This is a genomic window from Kitasatospora sp. NPDC127111 (assembly GCF_042677465.1).
In the GTDB taxonomy this organism is placed as follows: Bacteria; Actinomycetota; Actinomycetes; order Streptomycetales; family Streptomycetaceae; genus Kitasatospora.
Map to the genome: position 1 here is coordinate 46882 of NZ_JBHXTG010000043.1, position 25802 is coordinate 72683.

The following is a 25802-nucleotide window of genomic DNA, read 5'->3' on the forward strand; positions in this document are numbered from 1 at the left end:
TCACGTACGTCAGGAGTCCGACCATGTCGAGAAGTCAGGCCGCGTCATGCCACAGCCTGGTGGTCCGGATGCCGGGCCCTGTCGATGCCGAGGAGCTGCGGCAGCGGCTGCGCACCGCCGCCGGGGTCCGCGCGGACCTCGCCGGCCTGCGGCTGTGGGAGGAACGCCTCCCGCTGCCGGCCGGCCACCCGCGGGCCGCCGCCCGGGCCCGCCGGGAGGCCGCCCGCCCGCTGCGCGCCGCCGGCCTGCCGCTGCGCGCGCTGCTGCTGCACTACGCCGACGGTGACGCCGACCTCGTGCTGGTCGCCCGGCACGAACTCGCCCTGGACGGCGACCCCCTGGGCATTCGCCCGGCCGCGCCGGAGCCGCCCGCCGGGCCCCGCCCCGTCCTGGAGTGGGGCCTCGGCGACCCCGCCGACGCCGGGCGCACCGCCGAGCTCCCGGTACCGCTGCCGCCCGGCCTGCCCGGCGACCCCGCGCTGCTCACCGGTGCCGCCGCCCTGGTGCTGGCCCGGTACGGCGCCGGCGCGCCGGTGGACGAGGAACAGGCCGCGGCCACCTACCTGGCCGGCCGGCCCGCGCACCCGGGCGGCCTGCTGGACCTGGGCGGGATCGGCGTGCTGGTCGAGGACGCCCGGCCGGGCCAGTGGCGGCTGCCCCGGCTGGCCCCCGCCCTGCCCGGCGTGCTGCACTTCACCCGGCAGCCCGACGGCACCGCCACCGGCCTGCTCCGGTACCACCCCGCCGAGCTGGCGCCGGTCATCGCCGAGCGGTTCGCGGCCCATGTCGCCCACGTCGCCGCCCAGGTGGCCGCCGACCCGGCGCTGCCGCTGGACCGGGTCGAGCTGCTCACGCCCGCCGAGACCGCGCAGTTGCTCGCCCTCGGCGTCACCCCGCCGGCCGGCGACGCCGGACGAGCCGCCCGGACGATCGACGGGCTGTTCGCCGAGGTCGCCCGCGCCCGGCCGGAGGCGGTCGCGCTGACCGCCGGCGACACCAGCCTGAGCTACGCCGCGCTGGACGCCCTGGCCGAGCGGACCGCCGCTGGGCTGCGCGCCCTCGGGGTGGCCCCCGGCGCGATGGTCGGGGTCGCGCTGGAACGCGACGCGGACCTGGTGATCAGCCTGCTCGGCGTGCTCAAGGCCGGCTGCGCGTACGTGCCCATGGACCTGCGCTACCCGGAGGACCGGCTGCGCTACACCGTCGGGAACGCGGGCGCCGCCGTGGTCATCGGCACCGGCGCGGGCCTCCCGGCGGATCTCGACGGCGTCCGGGTGGTCACCCCGGCCGAGCTGCGCGCCCTGGCCGACGGGGCCCCGGCGGCCGGGGTTCGCACCGAGGACGGCTCGGCACCGGCCTACGTCATCTACACCTCCGGCTCCACCGGCCGGCCCAAGGGCGTGGTCGTCCCGCACCGCAACGTCGCCGCACTGATCGAGGCGACCCGCGAGGACTTCCGGCTCGGCACCGAGGACGTGTGGACGCTGTTCCACTCCAGCGCCTTCGACTTCTCGGTCTGGGAGATCTGGGGCTGCCTGCTCACCGGGGGCCGGCTGGTCGTGGTCGACTACTGGACCACCCGCGACCCGGAGCTGTTCCACGGCCTGCTGGTGCGCGAGGGCGTGACCGTCCTCAACCAGACGCCGTCCGCGTTCGCCCAGCTGGTGGAGACCGACCGGCGGGCTCCCGCCGACGCGCTGGCCGTCCGGCTGGTGGTCTTCGGCGGCGAGCCGCTCGACGTCCGGATGCTCGCCCCCTGGTTCGCCCGGCACTCGCACACCGCCTGCCGGCTGGTGAACATGTTCGGCATCACCGAGACCACGGTGCACGTCACCGCCCACACCGTCACCCCCGCCGACGTCCTGGCCGGCGGCCGCGAGGTCGGCCCGGCGCTGCCCGGCTGGAGCCTGTCGGTGCGCGACCCGCGCGGACGGCTGCTGCCGGCCGGCGCGGCGGGCGAGATCTTCGTGGGCGGGGCCGGCGTGGCCGACCGCTACCTCGGCCAGCCCGAGCTGACCGCCCAGCGGTTCGTCACCGACCCCTACGGCGGCGGCCGGGTCTACCGCAGCGGTGACCGCGGGCGGCTGCGCCCGGACGGCTCCCTGGACCACCTCGGCCGGCTCGACAGCCAGGTCAAGGTCCGCGGGCACCGGATCGAGCTGGACGAGATCCGCAACGTGCTGCTCTCCCACCCGGACGTGGCGGGCGCGGCCACCGTGCTGAACCACGACACCCCGGGCGACGCCGCCACCGCGCGGATCGACGCCTACGTCACGCTGCGCGGCGCGGCCGGCCCGGCCGACGTGCTGGCGCACGCCCGCGGGGTGCTGCCCGCGTACATGGTGCCGGCCTCGGTCACCGCGGTCGCGGCGATCCCGCTGACCATCAACGGTAAGGTGGACACCGCCGCACTGCCGGCCCCGGGCGCCGGAGCGCCGGCCGCGGGCGGAACGGTGAACGGAACGGCGGCCGGAGCGGTGAACGGCACCGCGACGGACGGCACCCCGGCGGACGGCACCGCGACGGACGGTACGCCGGCGGGTGGTGCCCCGGCCGGCCCGGGCGATCCGCTGGCCGACCGGATCCTCAAACTGTGGAGCCACGCGCTGAACGCCGAGGTGACCCCGCAGGACAATTTCTTCGAACTCGGCGGCAATTCGCTGCTGGTCATCCGGGTGCTGCGGGAAATGCGCGAGCAGGGGCTGCCGAAGGTCACCACCCAGGACTTCTACCGGAACTCCTCGGCGGGCCGGTTCATCGAACTCGTCCGGGGCACCCGGAGCTGAATTACAGGCCGCCCGAAGGTCCTGTTCAGGACGGAATGTCGACCCGGCGCTTGAGTGCCGCCAGCAGGGCGATGCGGATCATTCCACTGGGAATGCGAATGGCCGCCCAGTAACGCCCGAAGCTGCGCCGGGTCGGCTCGTCCGTGGCCAGGATCCTGGTCTCCGTCGACAGGATTCCACCGGCGCACCGCAGGGTGAAGACGACCTTGGTGCAGCCGGGCTCGGCGTAGGCGCCGAACACCTCCGCCATCGGCCGGTCCGGACGTACCGGGCCGGCCGGTGAGCCGATCCCGCCGTACACCAACTCCCCTTCGGACAGCTCCAGTACGGTGTCCCCGCCCATGGCGAAGTCGTCCAGCACCCGGCCGTCGGGGCGCAGCCTGTTCTTGGTGAACGCGAGCAGCGCGCGGGCCACCGGGGCCTCCCGCCAGGTCAGCTCGCGGGCCGCCCCGAGCACCTCCCCGGGAGCCGCCGACACCTTCACCCAATGGTGTTCCCGGAAATGCCATTCCGGCATGTAACGGTCGATCAGCAGGCCTGTCGGCGGCTCCGCCTTCGGGTTCTCGTCCATGCCGCGACGCTAGCACGCGGCAGTTCCACCACCAAGGTGTGGCAGCTTTCTGCAAGCGGCGTTGTCCGCTCTTCCGGCCCGCTGTTAGACATGGGCTCTGGTCCGTTGTTCCTTGTCGTTTCCTGTCGATGCATTGAGGGTGAGTGGCCGTGTCCGACCGCCAGGGAGTACTGCTGCCGCTGACCGCCGCCCAGTCGGGTGTCTGGTACGCGCAGCAGTTGAATCCGCAGAACACGATCTTCAACACCGGTGAATTCCTGGAAATCGGCGGACCGGTGGACGCGGAGCTGTTCGAGGCCGCCCTGCGCCGGGTGGTCGCCGAGGCCGAGACGCTGCGGCTGCGGTTCACCGAGACCGAGAGCGGCCCCGCCGCCCGGATCGTGCCGGCCGCCGAGCTCGACTGGTCGCTGCACGTCGTCGACGTCACCGGCACCCCCGACCCGTGGGCGGCCGCCCGCGCCTGGATGGCCGAGGACTTCGCCCGGCCGCTGGACACCGAGCACGACCAGCTCTTCCTCTTCGCCCTCTTCAAGGTGGCCGAGGACCGCCACCTGTGGCTGCACCGCTACCACCACCTGCTGGTCGACGGCTTCACGGTGAACCTGGTCGCCCGGCGCACCGCCGCCGTGTACTCCGCGCTGGCGGCCGGCGAGCCGGTCCCGGACTCCCCCTTCGCCCCGCTCGGCCGGCTGCTGGCCGAGAAGGCGGACTACCGCGACTCCGAGCGCTTCGCCGCGGACCGCGCCTACTGGACCGAGCGGCTGCGGGGCTGCCCCGAGCCGGTCAGCCTCTCCGGCGAACAGCCGCGCCTCGCCCGCGAGCTGGCCCGCCGCACCGCCCACCTCGCGACCGCCGAGACGGACCGGCTGCGCGCCCTGGCGAGCGAGGCCGGCGTCACCTGGCCGCCCGCGCTGATCGCCGCCGTCGCCCTCTGGCTCGGCCGGCTCACCGGCGCCCCCGAGGTCGTCCTCGGCCTGCCCGTCTCCACCCGGCTCGGCAAGAACGCCCGCAGCGTCCCCGGCATGGTCTCCAACGTGCTGCCGCTGCGCATCGCCGTCGAGCCCGGCGACACCGTCGAGGAGCTGCTGGCCCGGGTGTCCGCCGAGATGCGCGCCGCGATGAAGCACCAGCGGTACCAGTTCGAGGACCTTCGGCACGACCTGGGCATGCTCGCCGACGACCGCCGCCTGGTCGGGCCGCACGTCAACATCATGATGTTCGACTACGACCTGCGGTTCGGCGGGCACTCCGCGCGCCCCCACAACCTCTCCATCGGTCCCGCCGACGACATCTCCTTCATCGTCTACGACCGCGGCACGGGCGCCGGCCTGCAGATCGACTTCGACGCCAACCCCGACCTGTACGGCGGCGAGGAGCTGGGCGCCTACCAGCGGACCTTCCTCTCCTTCCTGCACCGCCTGGGCCGCGCCGCGCTCACCGACCGGGTCGACTCGGTCGAGCTGGACACCACCGACCTGCCGCGGCGCGTCCGGGCCGCCGCCGGGCCGGCCGCCGGGGCCGCGGCCACCGAGACCGCCACCACGCCCGCCGCCGACGCCGCTCCGGCGAGCGCCGCCGCCCGGGCCCCGCGCTCGGCCGCCGAGGAGAGCCTCTGCCGGCTGTTCACCGAGGTGCTGGACGAGCAGGTCGGCTCGATCGACGACAACTTCTTCCTGCTCGGCGGCAGTTCGCTCCAGGTCACCCGGCTGGTCGGCCGGATCCGCAAGGAGCTCGGGGCCGAGCTCACGCTGCGCACCGTCTTCGAGAACGCCACCGTCGCCACCCTCGCCGAGGCCCTCGGCCTGAGCGACGGCGCCGCCACCACCCCGGCCCCGGCCGCCCGGCCGGCCCTCACCGCCCGCCCCCGGCCCGCGCGGCTGCCGCTGTCCGCCGCCCAGAACCGGCTCTGGTTCCTCAACCAGATGGAGAACGGCAGCGGCAGGGCCGCCTACAACGACGGCCTCACCGTCGACCTCACCGGCCGCCCGGACACCGCCGCCCTGCGCGCCGCCCTCGCCGACGTCGCCGCCCGGCACGAGAGCCTGCGCACCGTCTTCCCGGAGCTGGACGGCGCCCCGTACCAGCACGTCCTCGACCCGGCCGGGGCCCGCCCCGAGCTGCTGGTCACCGAGGTCGCCGACGAGGCCTCCCTGGACGGGCTGCTGGCGCGGGCCGCCTCCCGCGGCTTCGACCTCGCCACCGAGATCCCGGTCCGCGCCCACCTGTTCACGCTCGCCCCCGAGCGGCACGTGCTGCTGCTGGTCGTCCACCACATCGCCGGCGACGGCTGGTCGGTGGCCCCGTTCACCCGCGACCTCAGCCTCGCCTACGCCGCCCGGCTGCGCGGCGAGGCGCCGAACTTCGCGCCGCTGCCCGTCCAGTACGCCGACTACACCCTGTGGCAGCACGACCTGCTCGGCGACGAACGCGACCCGGAGAGCCTGCTCGCCCGGCAGATCGCGCACTGGCGGCAGGCGCTGGCCGAGCTGCCCGAGGAGCTCGCGCTGCCCGCCGACCGCCCGCGCCCCGCGGTCGCCGGTCACCGCGGCGGCCGGGTCGGCTTCGAGCTCACCGCCGGGACCCACCGGCGGCTGCTGGCACTCGCCCAGGAGTCCGGCGCCAGCGTCTTCATGGTCGCGCAGGCCGCGCTCGCCGCCCTGCTGCACCGGCTCGGCGCCGGTGAGGACATCCCCGTCGGCACCGTGATCGCCGGCCGCACCGACGAGGCGCTGAACGACCTGGTCGGGTTCTTCGTCAACACCCTGGTGCTGCGCACCGACGTCTCCGGTGACCCGACCTTCCGCGAACTGGTCGACCGGATCCGCGAGTTCGACCTCACCGCGTACGGCCACCAGGACGTGCCGTTCGAGCGTCTGGTGGAGGTCCTGAACCCGGTCCGCTCGCTGGCCCGCCACCCGCTCGCCCAGATCACCCTGGCCCTGGAGGACAACGCGGCGCCACTGCTGGAGCTGCCCGGCCTCGACGTGGCGATCCGCCACCTGGAGACGGACACCGCCAAGTTCGACCTGTCACTGCGGCTCGGGGAGCGCTTCGACGCCGAGGGCCGCCCGGCCGGCCTGGCCGCGAGCATCGAGTTCGCCCGCGACCTCTTCGACGAGTCCACCGTCCGCGTCCTCGGCGAGCGCTTCCGGCGCCTGGTCGAGGCCGTCACCGCCGACCCCGGCCTCCGGATCGGCTCGGTCGAACTGCTCGACGGGACCGAGCGCACCCGGATCCTCGACGACTGGAACGACACCGCGCTCGCCGTCCCGGCCGCCACCACGCCCGCGCTGTTCGCCGCCCAGGCCGCCCGCACCCCGGACGCCCCCGCCCTGGTCCACGAGTCCACCGTGCTCGACTACCGCACGCTGGCCGAGCGGGCCGGCCGGCTCGCCGCGCTGCTCGCCGCGCACGGCGCCGGCCGCGGCCGGACCGTCGCGGTCGCCCTCGGCCGCGGCGTGGACACCGTGGTCAGCCTGCTCGCCGCCATGAAGGCCGGCGCCGCCTACCTGCCGGTCGACCCGGCCTACCCGGCCGAGCGGATCGCGTACATCCTGGACGACGCCCGCCCCTGCCTGGTCGTCACCACCACCGCGCTCCAGGACGCCCTGCCCGCCGACGGCACCCCCCGGCTGCTGCTGGACACCGTCGAGCCGCCGGCCGAGCCGCTCGCCGACGTGCCGCTCACCCTCCAGGACCCGGCGTACGTCATCTACACCTCCGGCTCCACCGGCCGCCCCAAGGGCGTCGTGGTCGGCCACACCGGCGTCGCCAGCATGGCCGCCGCCCACCGGCTCCGGTTCGGCGGCGGGGCCGGCCACCGGGTGCTGCAGTTCTCCTCGCCCAGCTTCGACGCCTCGATGTGGGAGATCCTCACCACCCTGGTCAACGGCTCGACCCTGGTCCTCGCGCCCGTCGAGCGGCTGGCCGCGGGCGAACCGCTCGCGGCCCTGCTGGCCGAGCAGCGGGTCACCCACGCCACCCTGCCGCCGGTCGTCCTCGCGGCGATGGGCGGGGCGGAGCTGCCCGCCGGCCTGACCCTGGTCACCGCGGGCGAGGCCTGCTCGGCCGAGCTGGTGGCCCGCTGGGCCGACGGCCGCCGCATGGTCAACGCGTACGGGCCGACCGAGTCCACCGTCTGCGCCACCATGTCCGGCCCGCTCACCCCCGGCACCGGCGCCCCCACCATCGGCCGGCCGATCACCAACACCCGGATCCACGTCCTGGACGGGCGGCTGCGCCCCGTCCCGCCCGGTGTGCCCGGCGAGCTCTACCTCACCGGCGCCGGCCTGGCCCAGGGCTACCTCGGCCGCCCCGGCCTGACCGCCGAACGCTTCACCGCCAACCCGTACGGCCCGGCCGGGTCGCGGATGTACCGCACCGGCGACCTGGTCCGCTGGACCGCCGACGGCGAGCTCGACTACCTCGGCCGGATCGACGACCAGGTCAAGATCCGCGGCTTCCGGATCGAACTCGGCGAGGTCGAGGCCGCACTGACCTGCCACCCCGCGGTCGCCCAGGCCGCCGTGCTGGTCCGCGAGGACCGGCCCGGGGACAAGCGGCTGGTCGGCTACGTCGTCCCGGCGCCCGGTGCGAACGCCGACCCGGCCGGACTGCGCGCCCACGTCGGCGCCGCCCTGCCCGACTACATGGTCCCCGCCGCCGTCCTGGTCCTCGACGCGCTGCCGATCACCGCCAACGGCAAGCTCGACAAGCGCGCCCTGCCCGCCCCCGACTTCACGGGCGCGGCGGGCACCGGGCGGGCGCCGCGCACCCCGCAGGAGCTGCTGCTGGCCGGCCTGTTCGCGGAGGTCCTCGACGTCGACGCGGTCTCCGCCGACGACAGCTTCTTCGACCTCGGCGGCCACTCGCTGCTCGCCACCCGCCTGGTCAGCCGGATCCGCACCGAGGCCGGCGCCGAACTGACCGTCCGCGCCCTCTTCGAGGCGCCCACCGTCGCCGCGCTCGCCGGCGTCCTGGCCGGCGCCGCCGGGGCGACCCGCGCCGCCCTGCGGCCCCAGGTCCGACCAGCCCGGATTCCGCTCTCCCACGCGCAGCGCCGGCTCTGGTTCCTCGGCCACTTCGACGGCCCCGGCGGCACCTACAACCTCGGCCTCTCGCTGCGGCTGCGCGGCCGCGTCGACCACACCGCACTGACCGCCGCCCTCGGTGACGTCACCGCCCGGCACGAGGCCCTGCGCACGCTCTTCCCGGACACCGACGGCCACCCGGAGCAGCTGGTCCTGGCTCCGGCCGACCCGGCCGCCCGGCCGCGGCTGCACCGCGCCGACGGCACCGCCGCGACCCTGGACGCGGCCCTCGCCGGAGCAGCGGCGACCGGCTTCGACCTCGCGACCGAACTCCCGCTCCGCGCCCACCTGTTCGACCTGGGCGAGGACGAGTCCGTGCTGCTGGTGGTCGTGCACCACATCGCGGCGGACGGCTGGTCGATGGCCCCGCTCGCCCGCGACCTGTCCACCGCCTACGCGGCCCGACTCGACGGCCACGCACCGGAGTTCACCCCGCTGCCGGTCCAGTACGCCGACTACACGCTCTGGCAGGCCGAGGTGCTCGGCGCGGAGGACGACCCGGCGGGCGAGCTCAACCGCCAGGTCGAGTACTGGCGCACGGCCCTGGCCGGCCTCCCGGAGGAGCTGGCCCTGCCGACCGACCGGCCCCGCCCGGCCCGGATGAGCTACCGCGGCGACACCGTCCCGTTCACCGTCCCCGCCGAGCTGCGCGCCCGCCTCGACGAACTGGCCCGCACCAGCGGCACCAGCCTGTTCATGGTCGTCCAGGCCGCGCTGGCCACCCTGTTGCACCGCCTCGGCGGCGGCACGGACATCCCGCTGGGCTCGCCGATCGCCGGCCGCACGGACGAGTCGCTGGACGAGCTGGTCGGCTTCTTCATCAACACGCTCGTGCTGCGCACCGACCTGTCCGGCGACCCCGGCTTCCGCGAACTGCTGGGCCGGGTCCGGGAGACCGACCTCGCCGCGTACGCCCACCAGGACGTGCCGTTCGAGCGCCTGGTGGAGGCGCTGAACCCGGAGCGGTCGATGGCCCGGCACCCGCTGTTCCAGGTGTCCTTCCAGCTCCAGAACATCCCCTCCGACCAGCTGGTGCTGCCCGGGGTCGAGGTGAGCCTCCAGCCGGTCCGCCTGGACACGGCGAAGTTCGACCTCTCGTTCACCCTGGCGGAGTCGGCGGACGGGCTGGCGGGCAGCGTCGAGTACGCCGTCGACCTGTTCGACCGCAGCACCGCCGAGGCACTCGGCGCACGTCTGATCGCCGTCCTGGAGGCCGTCGCGGCCGATCCGGACGTCCGGGTCGGGAGCATCGACGTCCTCACGGCCGACGAGCGGGCGCTACTCGGCGAGTGGTCGGGCAGCCGGCGCGAGCTGGCCCCGGTCACCTTCCACGGCCTCTTCGAAGCCGCCGCCGACACCACCCCACACGCACCCGCCCTGGTCAGCGGCCCGCTCACGCTCAGCTACGTCGAGGTCGAGGAACGCGCCAACCGACTCGCCCACTGGCTCACCCGCCAGGGCGTCGGCCCCGAGCAGATCGTCGCCCTCGTCCTGCCCAGGTCCACCGACATCGTCATCGCCCAACTCGCCACCCTCAAGGCCGGTGCCGCCTACCTGCCTGTGGATCCGGAGTACCCGGCCGAGCGCATCGACTACATGCTGGAGGACGCCGCACCCACCCTGGTGCTCCGCGAACTCCCCCAGCTCGACGGCGAGTCCACCGCCCGGCCGACCGTGGCGCTCGCCCCGGCGAGCCCGGCCTACGTGATCTACACCTCCGGCTCCACCGGCCGCCCCAAGGGCGTCGTGGTCAGCCACACCGGCCTCGCCAGCTTCGCCACCGCCGAGGTCGAACGCTTCCACGTCACCCCGGACAGCCGCGTCCTGCAGTTCGCCTCACCCAGCTTCGACGCCTCCGTCCTCGAACTCGTCATGACCTTCGCCGCCGGAGCCGCCCTCGTCATCCCGCCCGCCGGACCGCTCGCCGGCGACGTCCTCGCCGACGTCCTGGAAACCGAACGCGTCACCCACGCCCTCATCCCACCCGCCGCCCTGGCCAGCGTCCCGGCCGGCGCATACCCGCACTTCCGCACCCTGATCGTCGGCGGTGACGCCACCTCGGCGGAGCTGGTCGACCGCTGGGCCCCCGGCCGCCGCATGGTCAACGCCTACGGACCCACCGAATCCACCGTCGCCGCCACCCTCTCGGCACCGTTGAGCGCAGGCACCGGCGTGCCCTCGATCGGCACCCCCATCCCCAACACCCGCACGTATGTGCTGGATTCAGCCCTTCAGCCGGTGGCCCCGGGTGTCGCGGGAGAGCTCTACCTCGCGGGAGCCGGCCTGGCCCGCGGCTACCTCGGGCGACCAGGCCTGACCGCCGAACGCTTCACCGCCGACCCGCACGGCCCCACCGGCAGCCGGATGTACCGCACCGGCGACCTCGCCCGCTGGACCCGCACCGGCGACCTCGAATACCTCGGCCGCTCCGACGACCAGGTCAAGATCCGCGGCTTCCGCATCGAACTCGGCGAGATCGAGACCGTCCTGGGTGCTCACGCCGCCGTCGCCCAGAACGCGGTGATCGTCCGCCAGGACCAGCCGGGCATCAAGCGCCTGGTCGCCTACGTCGTCCCCGCCGCCGACGGCGCCCTCGACCCGGACGTGCTGCGCGCCCACATCGGCGCCACGCTCCCCGACTACATGGTCCCGTCCGCCTTCGTCCCGCTGGCGGAGCTGCCGCTCACCGTCAACGGCAAGCTCGACCGCAAGCAGCTCCCCGCCCCCGAGTACACCGGTACCGGCCGGGGACGGCAGCCCGGCACCGCGGCCGAGGAGATCCTCTGCGGGATCTACCGCGAGCTGCTCGGGGTGGACTCGGTGTCGGTGGAGGACAGTTTCTTCGAGCTCGGCGGCGACAGCATCGTCTCGATCCAGCTGGTCAGCCGCGCCCGCAAGGCCGGCCTGGTGTTCACCGCCCGCGAGGTCTTCCAGCACCGCACCCCGGAGGCCCTGGCCGCCGTCGCCACCACCGCCGACGCCCTGCCCGCCGAGGAACGCGAGGCCGCCTTCGGCCTCGTCCCGGAGACCCCGATCACCGGCTGGCTGCGCGAACTCGGCGGCCCGATCGACGGCTTCAACCAGTCCATGCTGGTGCAGACGCCCGCCGACGCCACGCACGAGCGGCTCGCCGACGCCCTGCAGACCCTCCTCGACCACCACGACGTGCTGCGTGCGCGGCTGGTCCGCGGCGCGGACGCCTGGAACCTGGACGTCCCGGCACCCGGCGGCCTCCGGGCCACCGACCTGCTACACCTGGGCACCGGCGACCTCGCCGCCGAGGCCCGCGCCGCCCAGCTGCGGCTCGACCCCGACACCGGCGTGATGCTCCAGGCCGTCTGGTTCCAGGAGTCGGGCCGGTTGCTGCTCACCGCTCACCACCTGGTGGTCGACGGCGTCTCCTGGCGGATCCTGCTGCCCGACCTCGCCCACGCCTACAACGGCACCGTGCTGGAGCCCGTCCCCACCTCCTTCCGCCGCTGGGCCCAGCAACTCACCGCACTCGACCGCAGCGCCGAACTCCCGCTCTGGCAGGCCCAGCTGACCGGTCCCGACCCGGTCATCGGCGCCCGTCCGCTCGACCCGGAGACCGACACCGCCGGGACCGTCCGGCACCTCTCGCTCACCCTGCCCACCGAGGTCACCGCCCCGCTGCTCACCGAGGCCGCCGCCGCGTACCGGGCCACCGTCAACGACGTGCTGCTGACCGGCTTCGCCCTCGCCGTCAACACCTGGCGCGGCACCGGCTCGACCGAGGTCCTGGTGGACCTGGAGGGCCACGGCCGCGAGTCCGTCATCCCCGGCGCCGACACCTCCCGCACCACCGGCTGGTTCACCAGCCTGTTCCCCGTCCGCCTCGCCCCCGGCACCGGCAGCGACCCCGGACGTGCCCTGAAGGCCGTCAAGGAACAGCTCCACGCCCTGCCCGACAACGGCATCGGCTACGGCCTGCTCCGCCACACCGACGCCGGCACCGCCCTCACCGGACTCGCCCGCCCGCAGCTCGGCTTCAACTACCTCGGCCGCTTCGACGCCACCGCCGGCGACGGCACCGACTGGGCGCTGCGCTCCGACGCCGACCTCGGCGACGGCCGGGAGCCGGGCATGCGGCTGACGCACGCCCTCGACCTCAACGCCGTCACCGTCGACCACCCCGACGGCCCGCGGCTGACCGCCGACTGGTCCTGGCCGGCCGCCCTGTTCACCGAGGACGAGGTCCGCGGCCTGGCCGAGGCCTGGTTCGCCAGCCTGCGCGCCCTGGTCGCGCACAGCGCGTCCCCCGGGGCCGGCGGCCTCACCCCGTCCGACGTGCGCCCGCTGGTCTCCGTCACCCAGGAGCAGATCGACCGGCTGGAGGCCGACCACGGCCCGCTCACCGACCTGCTCCCGCTCTCCCCGCTCCAGCAGGGCCTCTACTTCCACGCCACCTACGACACCGACGCCCACGACGTCTACACCGTCCAGCTCGCCCTCGACATCGAGGGCCCGCTGGAGGCCGCTTCCCTGCGCGCCGCCGCCGAGGCCCTGCTGGCCCGGCACGAGACGCTGCGCGCCGCGTTCCGGCACGACCTCGGGCTGCACTCCCCGGTCCAGGTGATCCCGGCCCGGGTCGAGCTGCCCTGGCGCGAGGTCGACCTGACCGGCGTCCCCGCCGACGGCCGGGCCGAGGCCGTCGCCGCCTGGACGGCCGCGGACCGCGCCGACCGCTTCGACCCGGCGCGCGCCCCGCTGATGCGGTTCGCCCTGCTCCGGACCGGCGCGGAGCAGCACCGGCTGGTCGTCACCAACCACCACATCCTGCTGGACGGCTGGTCCATGCCGGTCCTGGTGAAGGAACTGTTCACGCTCTACGGCGGCGACGGCACCGCGCTGCCGCGGGTCACCCCGCACCGCGACTACCTGGGCTGGCTGGCCGGCCAGGACCGCGCCGCCGCCGAGGCCGCCTGGCGGCAGCTGCTCGACGGACTGGCCGAGCCGACCCTGGTCGCCCCCGCCGGCCGGGACGGCGGGCCGAGCGCGCCCGACCGGGTCACCGTCGACCTGCCGGCCGGGCTCACCGCCCGGCTCACCGAACTGAGCCGGGCCCGCGGCACCACCCTCAACACGCTGCTCCAGGCCGCCTGGGCGCTGGTCCTCGGCCAGCTCACCGGCCGCGCGGACGTGGTCTTCGGCGGCACGGTCTCCGGTCGCCCGCCGCAGGTGCCGGGCATCGAGTCGATGGTCGGCCTGTTCATCAACACCCTGCCGGTCCGGGTCGCCCTCGACCCGGCCGAGACCCTCGGCGCCCTGCTGCACCGGCTCCAGGACCAGCAGGCCGCCCTGATGGACCACCAGCACCTCGGCCTCACCGACCTCCAGCAGGCCGCCGGCCTCGGCGAGCTCTTCGACACGCTGGTCGTGTTCGAGAACTACCCGCTGGACGCCGACGTGCTGGAGCTCGGCGGCGGGCTGCGCGTCACCGGCCTGGAGGGCCACGACGCCACCCACTACCCGCTGATCCTCACCGCCGTCCCCGGCGAGCGGCTCCAGCTGCGCCTGGACCACCGCGGCGACCTCGTCGACGCCGCCGCCGCGCAGGCCCTGGTGGACCGGCTGGTCGGTGTCCTCGCCGGCGCCCCGGAGCTCCTGGACGCGCCGGTCGGCCGGATCCCGCTGCTCGCCGCCGAGGAGCGGGAGCGGCTGCTGGTCGGCTTCAACGACACCGCGCGCCCGGAGCAGAGCGCCGATCCGGTGGTCACCCGGCTCTTCGCCGACCTGGTCGGCTGGGCGCCGGCCGCGGAGGCCGTCGTCTCCGACGCCGGCCCCCTCTCGTACGGCGAGCTGGACGCCCGCGCCAACCGGCTCGCCCACCGGCTGCTCGCGGCCGGCGTGCGCGCCGAGGACCGGGTCGCGCTGCTGATGGAGCGCTCGCCGGAGCTGGTCGCGGCCGTGCTCGGCGTGCTCAAGGCCGGCGGCGCGTACGTGCCGCTCGACCCGCGCTTCCCGGCGTCCCGGATGCGGCACGTCCTGGCCGAGACCGGCGCCACCGTGCTGATCGCCGACACGGCCGACGCCGCCGCGCGGTTCCGCGACGGGGACGACGCCGGGGACGGCACCGACGACCTGGGGCTGACCGTGATCGAGGCGGCCCCCGCCCTGGCCGAGGGGCCCACCCACGACCCCGGCGTGGCCGTCCACCCGGACCAGCTGGCCTACGTGATGTTCACCTCCGGCTCGACCGGCCTGCCCAAGGGCGTCGGCGTCAGCCACCGCGACGTCGTCGCGCTCGCCGAGGACCGCCGTTTCGAGTCCGGGCACGACCGGGTGCTGCTGCACTCGCCGACCGCCTTCGACGCCTCCACCTACGAGCTGTGGGTGCCGCTGCTCGGCGGCGGCCAGGTGGTGGTCGCCCCCGCCGGGGACCTCGACGCCGTCCGGCTGCGCGAGACCGTCACCCGGCACGGCGTCACCGCGCTCTGGCTGACGGCCGGCCTGTTCCGGCTGATCGCCGAGGACGGGCCCGGCTGCCTGGCCCGGGTCAGCCAGGTGTGGACCGGCGGCGACGTCGTGCCGGCCGCCGCGGTCCGCCGCGTCCTGGAGGCCTGCCCCGGTCTGACGGTCGTCGACGGCTACGGCCCCACCGAGACCACCACCTTCGCCACCACCCACCGGATCGGCTCCGCCGCCGAGGTGCCCGAGTCCGTGCCGATCGGCCGCCCGCTGGACGGCATGCGGGCCTACGTGCTCGACGCGGCCCTGCGGCCCGTCCCGCAGGGCGTGGCCGGCGAGCTCTACCTGGCCGGCGACGGCCTGGCCCGCGGCTACCTGGCCCGCCCCGGCCTGACCGCCGAACGCTTCACCGCCGACCCCTTCGGCCCGGCCGGCACCCGGATGTACCGCACCGGCGACCTGGTCCGCTGGAACGCCGACGGCGCGCTCGACTACCTCGGCCGCACCGACGACCAGGTCAAGGTCCGCGGCTTCCGGATCGAGCTCGGCGAGATCGAGGCCGTGCTCGCCAGGCACCCCGCGGTCGCCCAGGTCTCCGCGGTGGTCCGCGAGGACACCCCCGGCGACCAGCGGCTCGTCGCCTACGTCGTGCCCGCGCCGGGCACCGAGCCGTCCCCCGCCGAGCTGCGCGCGCACGCCGCCGAGGGCCTGCCCGCCTTCATGGTGCCCTCCGCCCACGTCCTGCTGGCCACCCTGCCGCTGACCGGCAACGGCAAGGTCGACCGGCGCGCCCTGCCCGCGCCCGCGCTCACCGCCTCGGCCGCCGGCCGGGCCCCGCGCACCCCGCAGGAGGAGATCCTGGCCGGGCTGTTCGCCGACGTCCTCGGCCTGCCCGCGGTCTCCGTCGACGACGGCTTCTTCGACCTCGGCGGCCACTCGCTGCTCGCCACCCGCCTGGTCAGCCGGATCCGCCCGGTGTTCGGCGTGGAGCTGGCCGTCCGCGCGCTCTTCGAGGCGCCCACCGTCGCCGAGCTCGCCGAGCGGATCTCGGTCGCCGGGCGGGCCCGCGCCGCGCTCACCGCGCGCCCGCGGCCGGAGGAGGTCCCGCTCTCCCCCGCCCAGCGCCGGCTCTGGTTCCTCAACCGCTTCGAGGACGCCGGCTCCTCCTACAACCTGCCGCTCGCGCTGCGGCTGGACGGCGACCTCGACGCGGGCGCGCTGCACGCCGCGCTCGGCGACGTCACCGCCCGGCACGAGAGCCTGCGGACCGTCTTCCCCGAGTTCGACGGCCGACCACGCCAGTGGGTGCTGCCGGCCGGGGTGTCCGCCCCCGCCCTGCCCACCGTCGAACTGGACGGCGGCGCGGGCGCGTTGGACGCGGCGCTGGCCGCTGCGGTGGCCGAGGGCTTCGACCTGACCACCCAACCGCCGCTGCGGGCCCGGCTGTTCCGGATCTCCGCCACCGAACACGTCCTGCTCGTGGTGCTGCACCACATCGCCGGCGACGGCTGGTCGCTGGCCCCGTTCGCCCGCGACCTGGGCACCGCCTACGACGCCCGCCGGGCCGGCACCGCCCCCGGCTGGGAGCCGCTGCCGGTCCAGTACGCCGACTACACGCTCTGGCAGGCCGAGGTGCTCGGCGAGGAGAGCGACCCGGCCACCCCGCTGGCCCGGCAGATCGAGCACTGGCGCAGCACGCTGGCCGGCCTGCCCGAGGAGCTGGCCCTGCCCACCGACCGGCCGCGCCCGGCCGACGTCAGCTACCGCGGCGCGTCCGTCCCGCTGGCCCTGTCCGCCGAGGTGCACGAGCGGGTCGCCGCCGTGGCCCGCACGCACAACGCCAGCGTCTTCATGGTCGTCCAGGCCGCCGTGGCCGCCCTGCTGAACCGCCTCGGCGCGGGCGAGGACATCCCGCTCGGCAGCGTCGTCGCCGGCCGCACCGACGAGGCCCTGGACGACCTGGTCGGGTTCTTCGTCAACACCCTGGTGCTGCGCACCGACCTCTCCGGCGACCCGACGTTCGCCGAACTCCTCGCCCGGGTGCGGGAGGCGGACCTCGCCGCGTACGCCCACCAGGACGTGCCGTTCGAGCGCCTGGTCGAGGTGCTCAACCCGGTCCGTTCGCTGGCCCGGCACCCGCTGTTCCAGGTCATGCTCGCCTTCCAGAACAACGCCGAGGCCACCCTGGACCTGGACGGGCTGCGCGCCACCGCGCTGCCGGTACGCCTGTCCGCCGCCAAGTTCGACCTGCTGTTCTCGCTGGAGGAGACCTTCACCACGGACGGTGGCCCGGCCGGCCTGACCGGGGTGCTGGAGTACTCCGCCGACCTGTTCGACCGCGGCAGCGCCGAGACGATCGGCGAGCGGCTGGGCCTGCTGCTCGCCGCCGTCACCGCCGACCCGGACCGCCCGGTCACCACCGTCGACGTGCTCACCGAGGCCGAACGCGGCCTGGTCCTGGGCAGCTGGAACGACACCCGCCGCGAGGTCGCCGAGGCCACCGTGCCCGTGCTGTTCGAGGCCCGGGCCGCCCGCACCCCGGACGCCCCCGCCGTGCTGCACGCCGGCACCGAGCTGGCCTACGGCGAGCTGAACGCGCGCGCCAACCGGCTGGCCCGGCTGCTGGTCGCCGAGGGCGCCGGCCCGGAGCGGTTCGTCGCCCTGACCCTGCCGCGCACCGCCGACCTGATCGTGGCGCTGCTCGCCGTCCTCAAGTCCGGCGCCGCCTACCTGCCGGTCGACCCCGGCTACCCGGCCGACCGGATCGGCTACATGCTGGCCGACGCCCGGCCCGCGCTGGTCCTCAGCACCGGCGAGGCCGCCGGCGTGCTGCCGGAGGGCACCCGGACCCTGCTGCTGGACGACCCCGCCGTCCGGGAGCGGCTCGCCGGCCTGGCCGCCACCGACCTCACCGACGCCGAGCGGAACCGGCCGCTGGACGTGCGCCACCCCGCGTACGTGATCTACACCTCCGGCTCCACCGGCCGCCCCAAGGGCGTCGTGGTCGCCCACCGCAACGTCGCCGACTTCGCCGCCTGGGCGGCCGCCGACCTCGGCCCCGAACGGCTCTCCGACGTGCTCGCCGCGACCTCGCTCAACTTCGACGTCTCGGTCTTCGAGATCCTCGGCCCGCTGCTCTCCGGCGGCCGCATCGAACTCGTCCGCGATGTGCTGGCCCTGCTCGACGTGCCCGAGGGCCGGCACTACAGCCTGGTCAGCGCGGTGCCCTCGGCCCTCGCGCACACCCTCGGCCAGGCCGGCGCCCCGCGCTTCGGCGCCGACCTCGTCGTGCTGGCCGGCGAAGGGCTCTCCGCGCACACCGCCGACGCCATCCGGGCCGCCGTGCCCGGCGCCGGGATCGCCAACATCTACGGCCCGACCGAGGCCACCGTCTACGCCACCGCCTGGTACGGCGGCGACGACTCCGCCGGACGGACCCCGCCGATCGGCCGGCCCCGGCAGAACACCCGGGCCCTGGTCCTGGACGCGGGCCTGCGCCCCGTCCCGCCCGGCGTGCCCGGCGAGCTGTACCTGGCCGGCGACGGCCTGGCCCGCGGCTACCTCGGCCGCCCCGGCCTGACCGCCGAACGCTTCACCGCCGACCCGTACGGCCCGGCCGGCAGCCGGATGTACCGCACCGGCGACCTGGTCCGCTGGACCGCCGACGGCGAGCTGGAGTACCTCGGCCGGACCGACTTCCAGGTCAAGGTCCGCGGCTTCCGGATCGAGCTCGGCGAGATCGAGGCCGTGCTCGCCAAGCACCCGTCGGTGGCCCAGGTGGCGGTGCTGGTCCGCGAGGACACCCCCGGCGACCAGCGGCTCGTCGCCTACACCGTCCCGGCCGGCGAGCCCGCCGACCCGGCCGGACTGCGCGCCCACGTGGCCGCCGCCCTGCCCGCGTACATGGTCCCGGCCGCCTTCGTCACCCTGGCCGCGCTGCCGCTCAACCCGAACGGCAAGCTCGACCGGCGCGCCCTGCCCGCCCCCGACTTCGGGGCCGCGGCCGGCGCCGGGCGGGCACCGCGCACCCCGCGGGAGGAGCAGCTCACCGCGCTCTTCGAGGAGGTGCTCGGCGTCGCCGGGGTCTCCGTCGACGACGGCTTCTTCGACCTCGGCGGCCACTCGCTGCTCGCCACACGGGTGGTCAGCCGGATCCGCACCCTGTTCGGCGCCGAACTCCCCGTCCGCGCCCTGTTCGAGACCCCGACCGTGGCCGCGCTCGCCGAGCGGATCGGCGCCGCGGCCCGGGCCCGCCGACCGCTGGCGGCCCGGGTCCGCCCGGAGTCCGTCCCGCTCTCCGCGGCCCAGCGCCGGCTCTGGTTCCTCAACCGCTTCGAGCAGCGCACCGGCACCTACAACCTGCCGCTCGCCGTCCGCCTCACCGGCACGCTGGACGCCGGGGCGCTGCGGGCCGCGCTCGGCGACCTGACCGACCGGCACGAGAGCCTGCGCACCGTCTTCCCCGACACCGACGGCCACCCGCGCCAGCTGGTCCTCGCCGCCGGTGCCGCCCGGCCGGAGCTGACCACCGAGCCGTACAGCGCGCGGGCGCTCGCCGCGGCCGCCGCCCGCGACTTCGACCTCGCGAGCGAGATCCCGCTGCGCGCCAGGCTGTTCACCGTGGACGAGCGGACCCACGTGCTGCTGCTCGTGCTGCACCACATCGCCGGCGACGGCTGGTCGATGGCCCCGCTGGCCGGCGACCTCGCCACCGCCTACGCGGCCCGAGTCGACGGCCACGCACCGGAGTTCACCCCGCTGCCGGTCCAGTACGCGGACTACACGCTCTGGCAGGCCGAGGTGCTCGGCGAGGAGCACGACCCGGCGAGCGAACTCGCCCGGCAGACCGGCTACTGGCAGCAGACCCTGGCCGGCCTCCCCGAGGAACTCACCCTGCCCACCGACCGGCCGCGCCCCGCCGAGCTCAGCTTCCGCGGGAACACCGTGCCGCTGCGGCTGCCCGCCGAGGCGCACGCCCCGCTGGCCGCGCTGGCCCGCGAGGCCAACGCCAGCGTCTTCATGGTCGTCCAGGCCGCCCTGGCCGCCCTGCTCGGCCGGCTCGGCGCCGGCGAGGACATCCCGATCGGCTCGCCGATCGCCGGCCGCACCGACGAGGCGCTCGACCAGCTGGTGGGCTGCTTCGTCAACACCCTGGTGCTGCGCACCGACCTCTCCGGCGACCCGACCTTCCGCGAGCTGGTCGAGCGGGTCCGGGAGACCGACCTCGCCGCGTACGCCCACCAGGACGTCCCCTTCGAGCGGCTGGTCGAACTGCTCAACCCCGAGCGGTCGTTGGCCCGGCACCCGCTGTTCCAGGTGATGCTCTCGTTCCAGAACAACGCGGCCGCCGCCCTGGAGCTGCCCGGTCTCACCGTCGAGCCGCACGAGGCCGGGGTCGACGGCGCCAAGTTCGACCTCTCCTTCCAGCTCGCCGAGGAGTACGCCGCCGACGGCAGCCCCGCCGGCGTGGCCGGCCGGATCGAGTACGCGACCGACCTGTTCGACCGGGAGACCGTCGCCGGGCTCGCGGACCGGTTCACCCGCGTGGTGACCGCCCTGGTCACCACGCCGGACCGGGCGCTGTCCGAGCTCGACGTGCTGACCGCCGAGGAGCGCGAGCACCTGCTCGTGGCCTGGAACGACACCTCCCGCCCGGCGCCCGCCACCACCCTGCCCGCACTGTTCGAGGCGCAGGCCGCCCGCACCCCCGACGCCACCGCGCTGGTGGCCGGCGAACAGCGGCTGAGCTTCGCCGGGCTGGAGGCCCGCGCCAACCGGCTGGCCCGGCTGCTGGCCGGCCAGGGCATCGGCCCGGAGCAGTTCGTCGCCGTCGCCCTGCCCCGCACCGCGGACCTGGTCGTCGCACTGCTCGCGGTGATGAAGGCCGGCGCCGCCTACGTCCCGGTCGACCCGACCCTCCCGGCCGGCCGCATCGCCCAACTGCTCGACGACGCCGGCACCGCCGCCGTCATCACCGGAGCCGGCGCCCGCGACGCGCTGCCCGCCGACCGCGGCGGCGCGCGCATCGACCTGGAGTCCCCGGCGGTCGCCCACCGGCTGCGCGAGCTGCCCGCCACCGCGCCCGCCGACGCCGACCGCACGGCCGCCCTGCTGCCCGCGCACCCGGCGTACGTCATCCACACCTCCGGCTCGACCGGGAAGCCGAAGGGCGTCGTCGTCCCGCACGCCGGCCTCGGCAACCTGTTCCACCACCACTTCGGCGAGCTGTACGCGGCCGAGACCGCCGCGGCCGACCGGCCGCTGCGGGCGGCGCTCACCGCCGCCGTGTCCTTCGACGCCTCGCTCGACCCGCTGCTGTGGCTGGTCGCCGGCCACGAGCTGCACCTCGTGGACGACGACACCCGCCGCGAGCCGGCCGCCCTGATCGGGTACGTCCGGGAGCACGGCATCGACTTCCTGGAGCTCACCCCGTCCTACGCCGAACAGCTCGTCGAGCACGGCCTGGTCCGGGACGAGACGGCCCGACCGCGGATCCTCGCCCTCGGTGGCGAGGCCGTCGGCGAGGCCCTGTGGCAGGAGCTCGCCCGCACCCCGGGCGTCACCGGCTACAACCTGTACGGTCCCACCGAGGCCACCGTCGACAGCCTCACCACCCGCACCACCGACACCGACCGCCCGCTGGTGGGCCGCCCGGTCGGCAACGCCCGCGCCTACGTGCTGGACGCCGCGCTGCGGCCGGTCCCGGCGGGTGTGGCGGGCGAGCTGTACCTGGCCGGCGCCGGCCTGGCCCGCGGCTACCTGGGCCGCCCGGACCTGACCGCCGAGCGGTTCACCGCCGACCCGTACGGCCCGGTCGGCAGCCGCATGTACCGCACCGGCGACCTGGTCCGCTGGACCCGGGACGGGCAGATCGAGTACCTCGGCCGTTCCGACGACCAGGTCAAGATCCGCGGCTTCCGCATCGAACTCGGCGAGATCGAGACCGTGCTGGCCCGCTACGAGGGCGCCGAGCGGTCGGCGGTGGTCGTCCGCGAGGACCAGCCGGGCATCAAGCGCCTGGTCGCCTACGTCGTCCCGCGCGGCGGCGTCCTGGACGAGGCCGTCCTGCGGGCCCACCTCGCGGCGGCACTGCCCGGGTACATGGTCCCGTCGGCCTTCGTCACCCTCGACGAGCTGCCGCTGACGGCCAACGGCAAGCTCGACCGCCGGGCCCTGCCGGCGCCCGAGTACACCGGTACCGGACAGGGACGGCAGCCCGCCACCGCGGCCGAGGAGATCCTCTGCGGGATCTACCGCGAGCTGCTCGGCGTGGACTCGGTGTCGGTGGAGGACAGCTTCTTCGAGCTGGGCGGCGACAGCATCGTCTCGATCCAGCTCGTCAGCCGCGCCCGCAAGGCCGGCCTGGTGCTCACCGCCCGCGAGGTCTTCCAACACCGCACCCCCGAGGCCCTGGCCACCGTCGCCACGACCACCGACACCCGGCCCACCGAGGAACGCGAGGCCGCCTTCGGCCTCGTCCCGGAAACCCCCATCATCGGCTGGCTGCGCGAACTCGGCGGCCCGATCGACGGCTTCAACCAGAGCATGCTGGTGCAGACACCCGCCGACACCACCTACGAGCGGCTCGCCGACGCCCTGCAAACCCTCCTCGACCACCACGACGCACTGCGCGCCCGACTCGTCCGCGGCACGGACACCTGGAACCTCGACATCCCGGCACCCGGCGGCCTCCGGGCCACCGACCTGCTGCGCCGCGCCGAGAGCGACGACATCACCGCCGAAGCCCGCGCCGCACAGCTGCGCCTCGACCCCGACACCGGCGTGATGCTCCAGGCCGTCTGGTTCCAGGACCTGGGCCGGTTGCTGCTCACCGCCCACCACCTCGTGGTCGACGGCGTCTCCTGGCGGATCCTGCTCCCCGACCTCGCCCACGCCTACAACCTCACCCCGCTGGAACCCGTCCCCACCTCCTTCCGCCGCTGGGCCCAGCAACTCACCGCACTCGACCGCACCGCCGAACTCCCGCTCTGGCAGGCCCAATCGGCCACCGAGGCGGACGAGCCGCTCGGCGCCGGCCCGCTGGACCCGGCCGTGCACACCGCGGCCACCGTCCGGCACCTGTCGCTGACCCTGCCCACCGCGGTGACGGCGCCCCTGCTCACCGAAACGGCCGCCCGCTACCGGGCCACGGTCAACGACGTGCTGCTGACCGGCTTCGCGCTCGCCGTCAACGCCTGGCGCGCCACCACCTCCACCGAAGTCCTGGTGGACCTCGAAGGCCACGGCCGCGAGCCCGTCATCGCCGGCGCCGACACCTCCCGCACCACCGGCTGGTTCACCAGCCTCTTCCCCGTCCGCCTCGACCCCGGCACCGGCACCGACCCCGGACGTGCCCTGAAGGCCGTCAAGGAACAGCTCCACGCCCTGCCCGACAACGGCATCGGCCACGGCCTCCTCCGCCACCACCCCGAGACGGCCACCGCCCTCGCCGGGCTCACCCGCCCCCAGCTCGGCTTCAACTACCTCGGCCGCTTCGACGCCACCGCCGGCCAGGGCACCGACTGGGCCCTGTGCACCGACGCCGACCTCGGCGACGGCCGCGACCCGGCGATGCCGCTGGCCCACGCGATCGAGCTGAACGCCGCCACTCTCGACCACCCCGACGGCCCGCGGCTGACCGCCGACTGGTCCTGGCCCGATGGCCTCTTCACCGAGGACGAGATCCGCACCCTGGCCGAGGCCTGGTTCACCGCCCTGCGCGCCCTCGCGGCGACGACCGACGGCGGCCTCACGCCCTCGGACGTGCGCCCGCTGGTCGCCTCCGTCACCCAGGAGCAGATCGACCGGCTGGAGGCCGACCACGGCCGGCTCGCCGACCTGCTCCCGCTCTCCCCGCTCCAGCAGGGCCTCTACTTCCACGCCACCTACGACACCGAGGGCCAGGACGTCTACACCGTCCAACTCGCCCTCGACATCGAGGGGACGGTGGACCGGTCCGCCCTCCGGGCAGCCCTGCAGACCCTGCTCGCCCGGCACGCCAACCTGCGCGCCGCGTTCCGCCACGACGGCCTGGACAGCCCGCTCCAAGTGATACCCGCCCGGGTGGAACTGCCCTGGCACGAGGTCGACCTGGGGCACCTGCCCGAGGAGGAGCGAGCAGCAGCGGCCGACCGGCTGACCGCCGAGGACCGCACCCGGCGCTTCGACCTCGACCGGCCGCCGCTGATGCGGTTCACCCTGGTCAGCACCGCCGGAGACCGGCACCGGCTGCTCGTCAGCCACCACCACCTGCTGCTGGACGGCTGGTCCATGCCGGTCTTCCTCGGCGAGTTGTTCGCCCTCTACGGCGCCGCCGGCGGCAGCGCCACGCTGCCCCGGGTCACCCCGTACCGCGACTACCTGGGCTGGGTCGCCGCCCAGGACCACGCGGCCGGCGAGGCGGCCTGGCGGCAGGTGCTCGACGGGCTGGAGGAGCCGACCCTGCTCGCCGCCCCCGACTCCTCCCGCGCACCGGTACTGCCGGTCCGCACCCGCCTGGAGCTGCCGGAGGCCGAGACCGCGGCGCTGGCCCGCTGGGCCCGCGAGCACGGGGTCACCGTCAACACCGTCGTGCAGGCCGCCTGGGCCATCGTGGTCGGCCGGCTCACCGGGCGGGACGACGTGGTCTTCGGTGGCACGGTCTCCGGCCGCCCGCCGCAGGTGCCGGGCATCGAGTCGATGGTCGGTCTCTTCATCAACACCCTGCCGGTCCGGGTCGCCCTCGACCCGGCCGAGACCTTCGGCGCCCTGCTGCACCGGCTCCAGGACCAGCAGGCCGGTGTGATGGACCACCAGCACCTCCCGCTCGCCGACCTCCAGCGGATCGCCGGGCTCGGCGAACTCTTCGACACGCTCGTCGTGTTCGAGAACTACCCGCTCGACGCCGACGGGCTGCGTACGGCGGCCGGCGGACTGGGCATCGTGGGCGGCGACAACCACGAGGCCACCCACTACCCGCTCGGCCTGACCGTCAGCCTGGGCCGGGCGCTGGGCCTGGACTTCGCCCACCGGCCGGACGTGCTCGACCAGGACCGCGTGGACGCGCTGATCGCCACCTTCGTCCGACTGCTCGGCGAGGCCCCCGCGCAGGCCGACCTGCCGCTCGGACGGCTACGGCTGGCCGACCCGGACGCCGAGAAGCGCATCCTCGGCGCGTGGGCCGGCGACGCCGTCACCGAGCCCGGGCACGAACCGCTACTCACCCGCTTCGCCCACCAGGCCGCCACCACACCGAACGCCACCGCCGTGATCAGCGGCAACGACCGACTCACCTACGCCGAACTCGACGCCCGCTCCAACCAGCTCGCCCGCCTGCTCACCGAGCGCGGCGCCCACACCGAACGGTTCGTCGCCGTCGCACTGCCGCGCTCCGCCGACCTGCTCGTCGCCCTCCTCGCGGTACTGAAGTCAGGCGCCGGATACGTCCCCCTGGACCCCGAACACCCCACCGACCGCCTCGCATACGTCCTCGAAGACGCCAAGCCGTCGCTCCTGCTCACCACCCGCACCACCGCCGAGGCACTGCCCGGCACCCCGGCGCTGTTCCTCGACGACCCCGCCCTCGCCACGCAATCACCGCAACCCCTGCCACTCACCGGCGACAGGCGCTCACCCGCCTACGCCATCTACACCTCCGGCTCCACCGGCCGCCCCAAGGGCGTCGTCATCCCCCGCGCCGCACTGGACAACTTCCTCACCGACATGACGGCACGCGTGCCGATGGACGACACCGACCGGCTGATCGCCGTCACCACCGTCTCCTTCGACATCGCCGCCCTGGAGCTCTACCTCCCCCTCCTCACCGGCGCCACCGTCGTCATCGCGAGCAAGGACGACGTCCTCGACCCCGAAGCCCTCGCCACCCTCATCACCAAGAACGACGCCACCGTCCTCCAAGCCACCCCCTCCCTCTGGCAAACCCTCACC

General features: G+C 75.2%; 3 protein-coding genes. 2 read left to right on the forward strand and 1 reads right to left on the reverse strand.

Annotated features, from left to right (window positions below; genetic code table 11):
- Positions 1 to 23: 23 nt before the first annotated feature.
- Entirely contained in the window at positions 24 to 2786 is a 2763-nt protein-coding gene (locus ACFVHB_RS24475) for an amino acid adenylation domain-containing protein (RefSeq protein ID WP_380326108.1), read from the forward strand.
- 25 nt (positions 2787 to 2811) lie between these two features.
- On the opposite strand, the gene ACFVHB_RS24480 is transcribed toward ACFVHB_RS24475, so the two are convergent.
- Entirely contained in the window at positions 2812 to 3357 is a 546-nt protein-coding gene (locus ACFVHB_RS24480) for a hypothetical protein (RefSeq protein WP_380326111.1), read from the reverse strand.
- Positions 3358 to 3506: 149 nt separating this feature from the next.
- Between ACFVHB_RS24480 and ACFVHB_RS24485 the strand changes: the two genes are divergently transcribed.
- The coding region (locus ACFVHB_RS24485; RefSeq protein WP_380326114.1) for a non-ribosomal peptide synthase/polyketide synthase at positions 3507 to 25802 on the forward strand (22296 nt) is incomplete at its 3' end.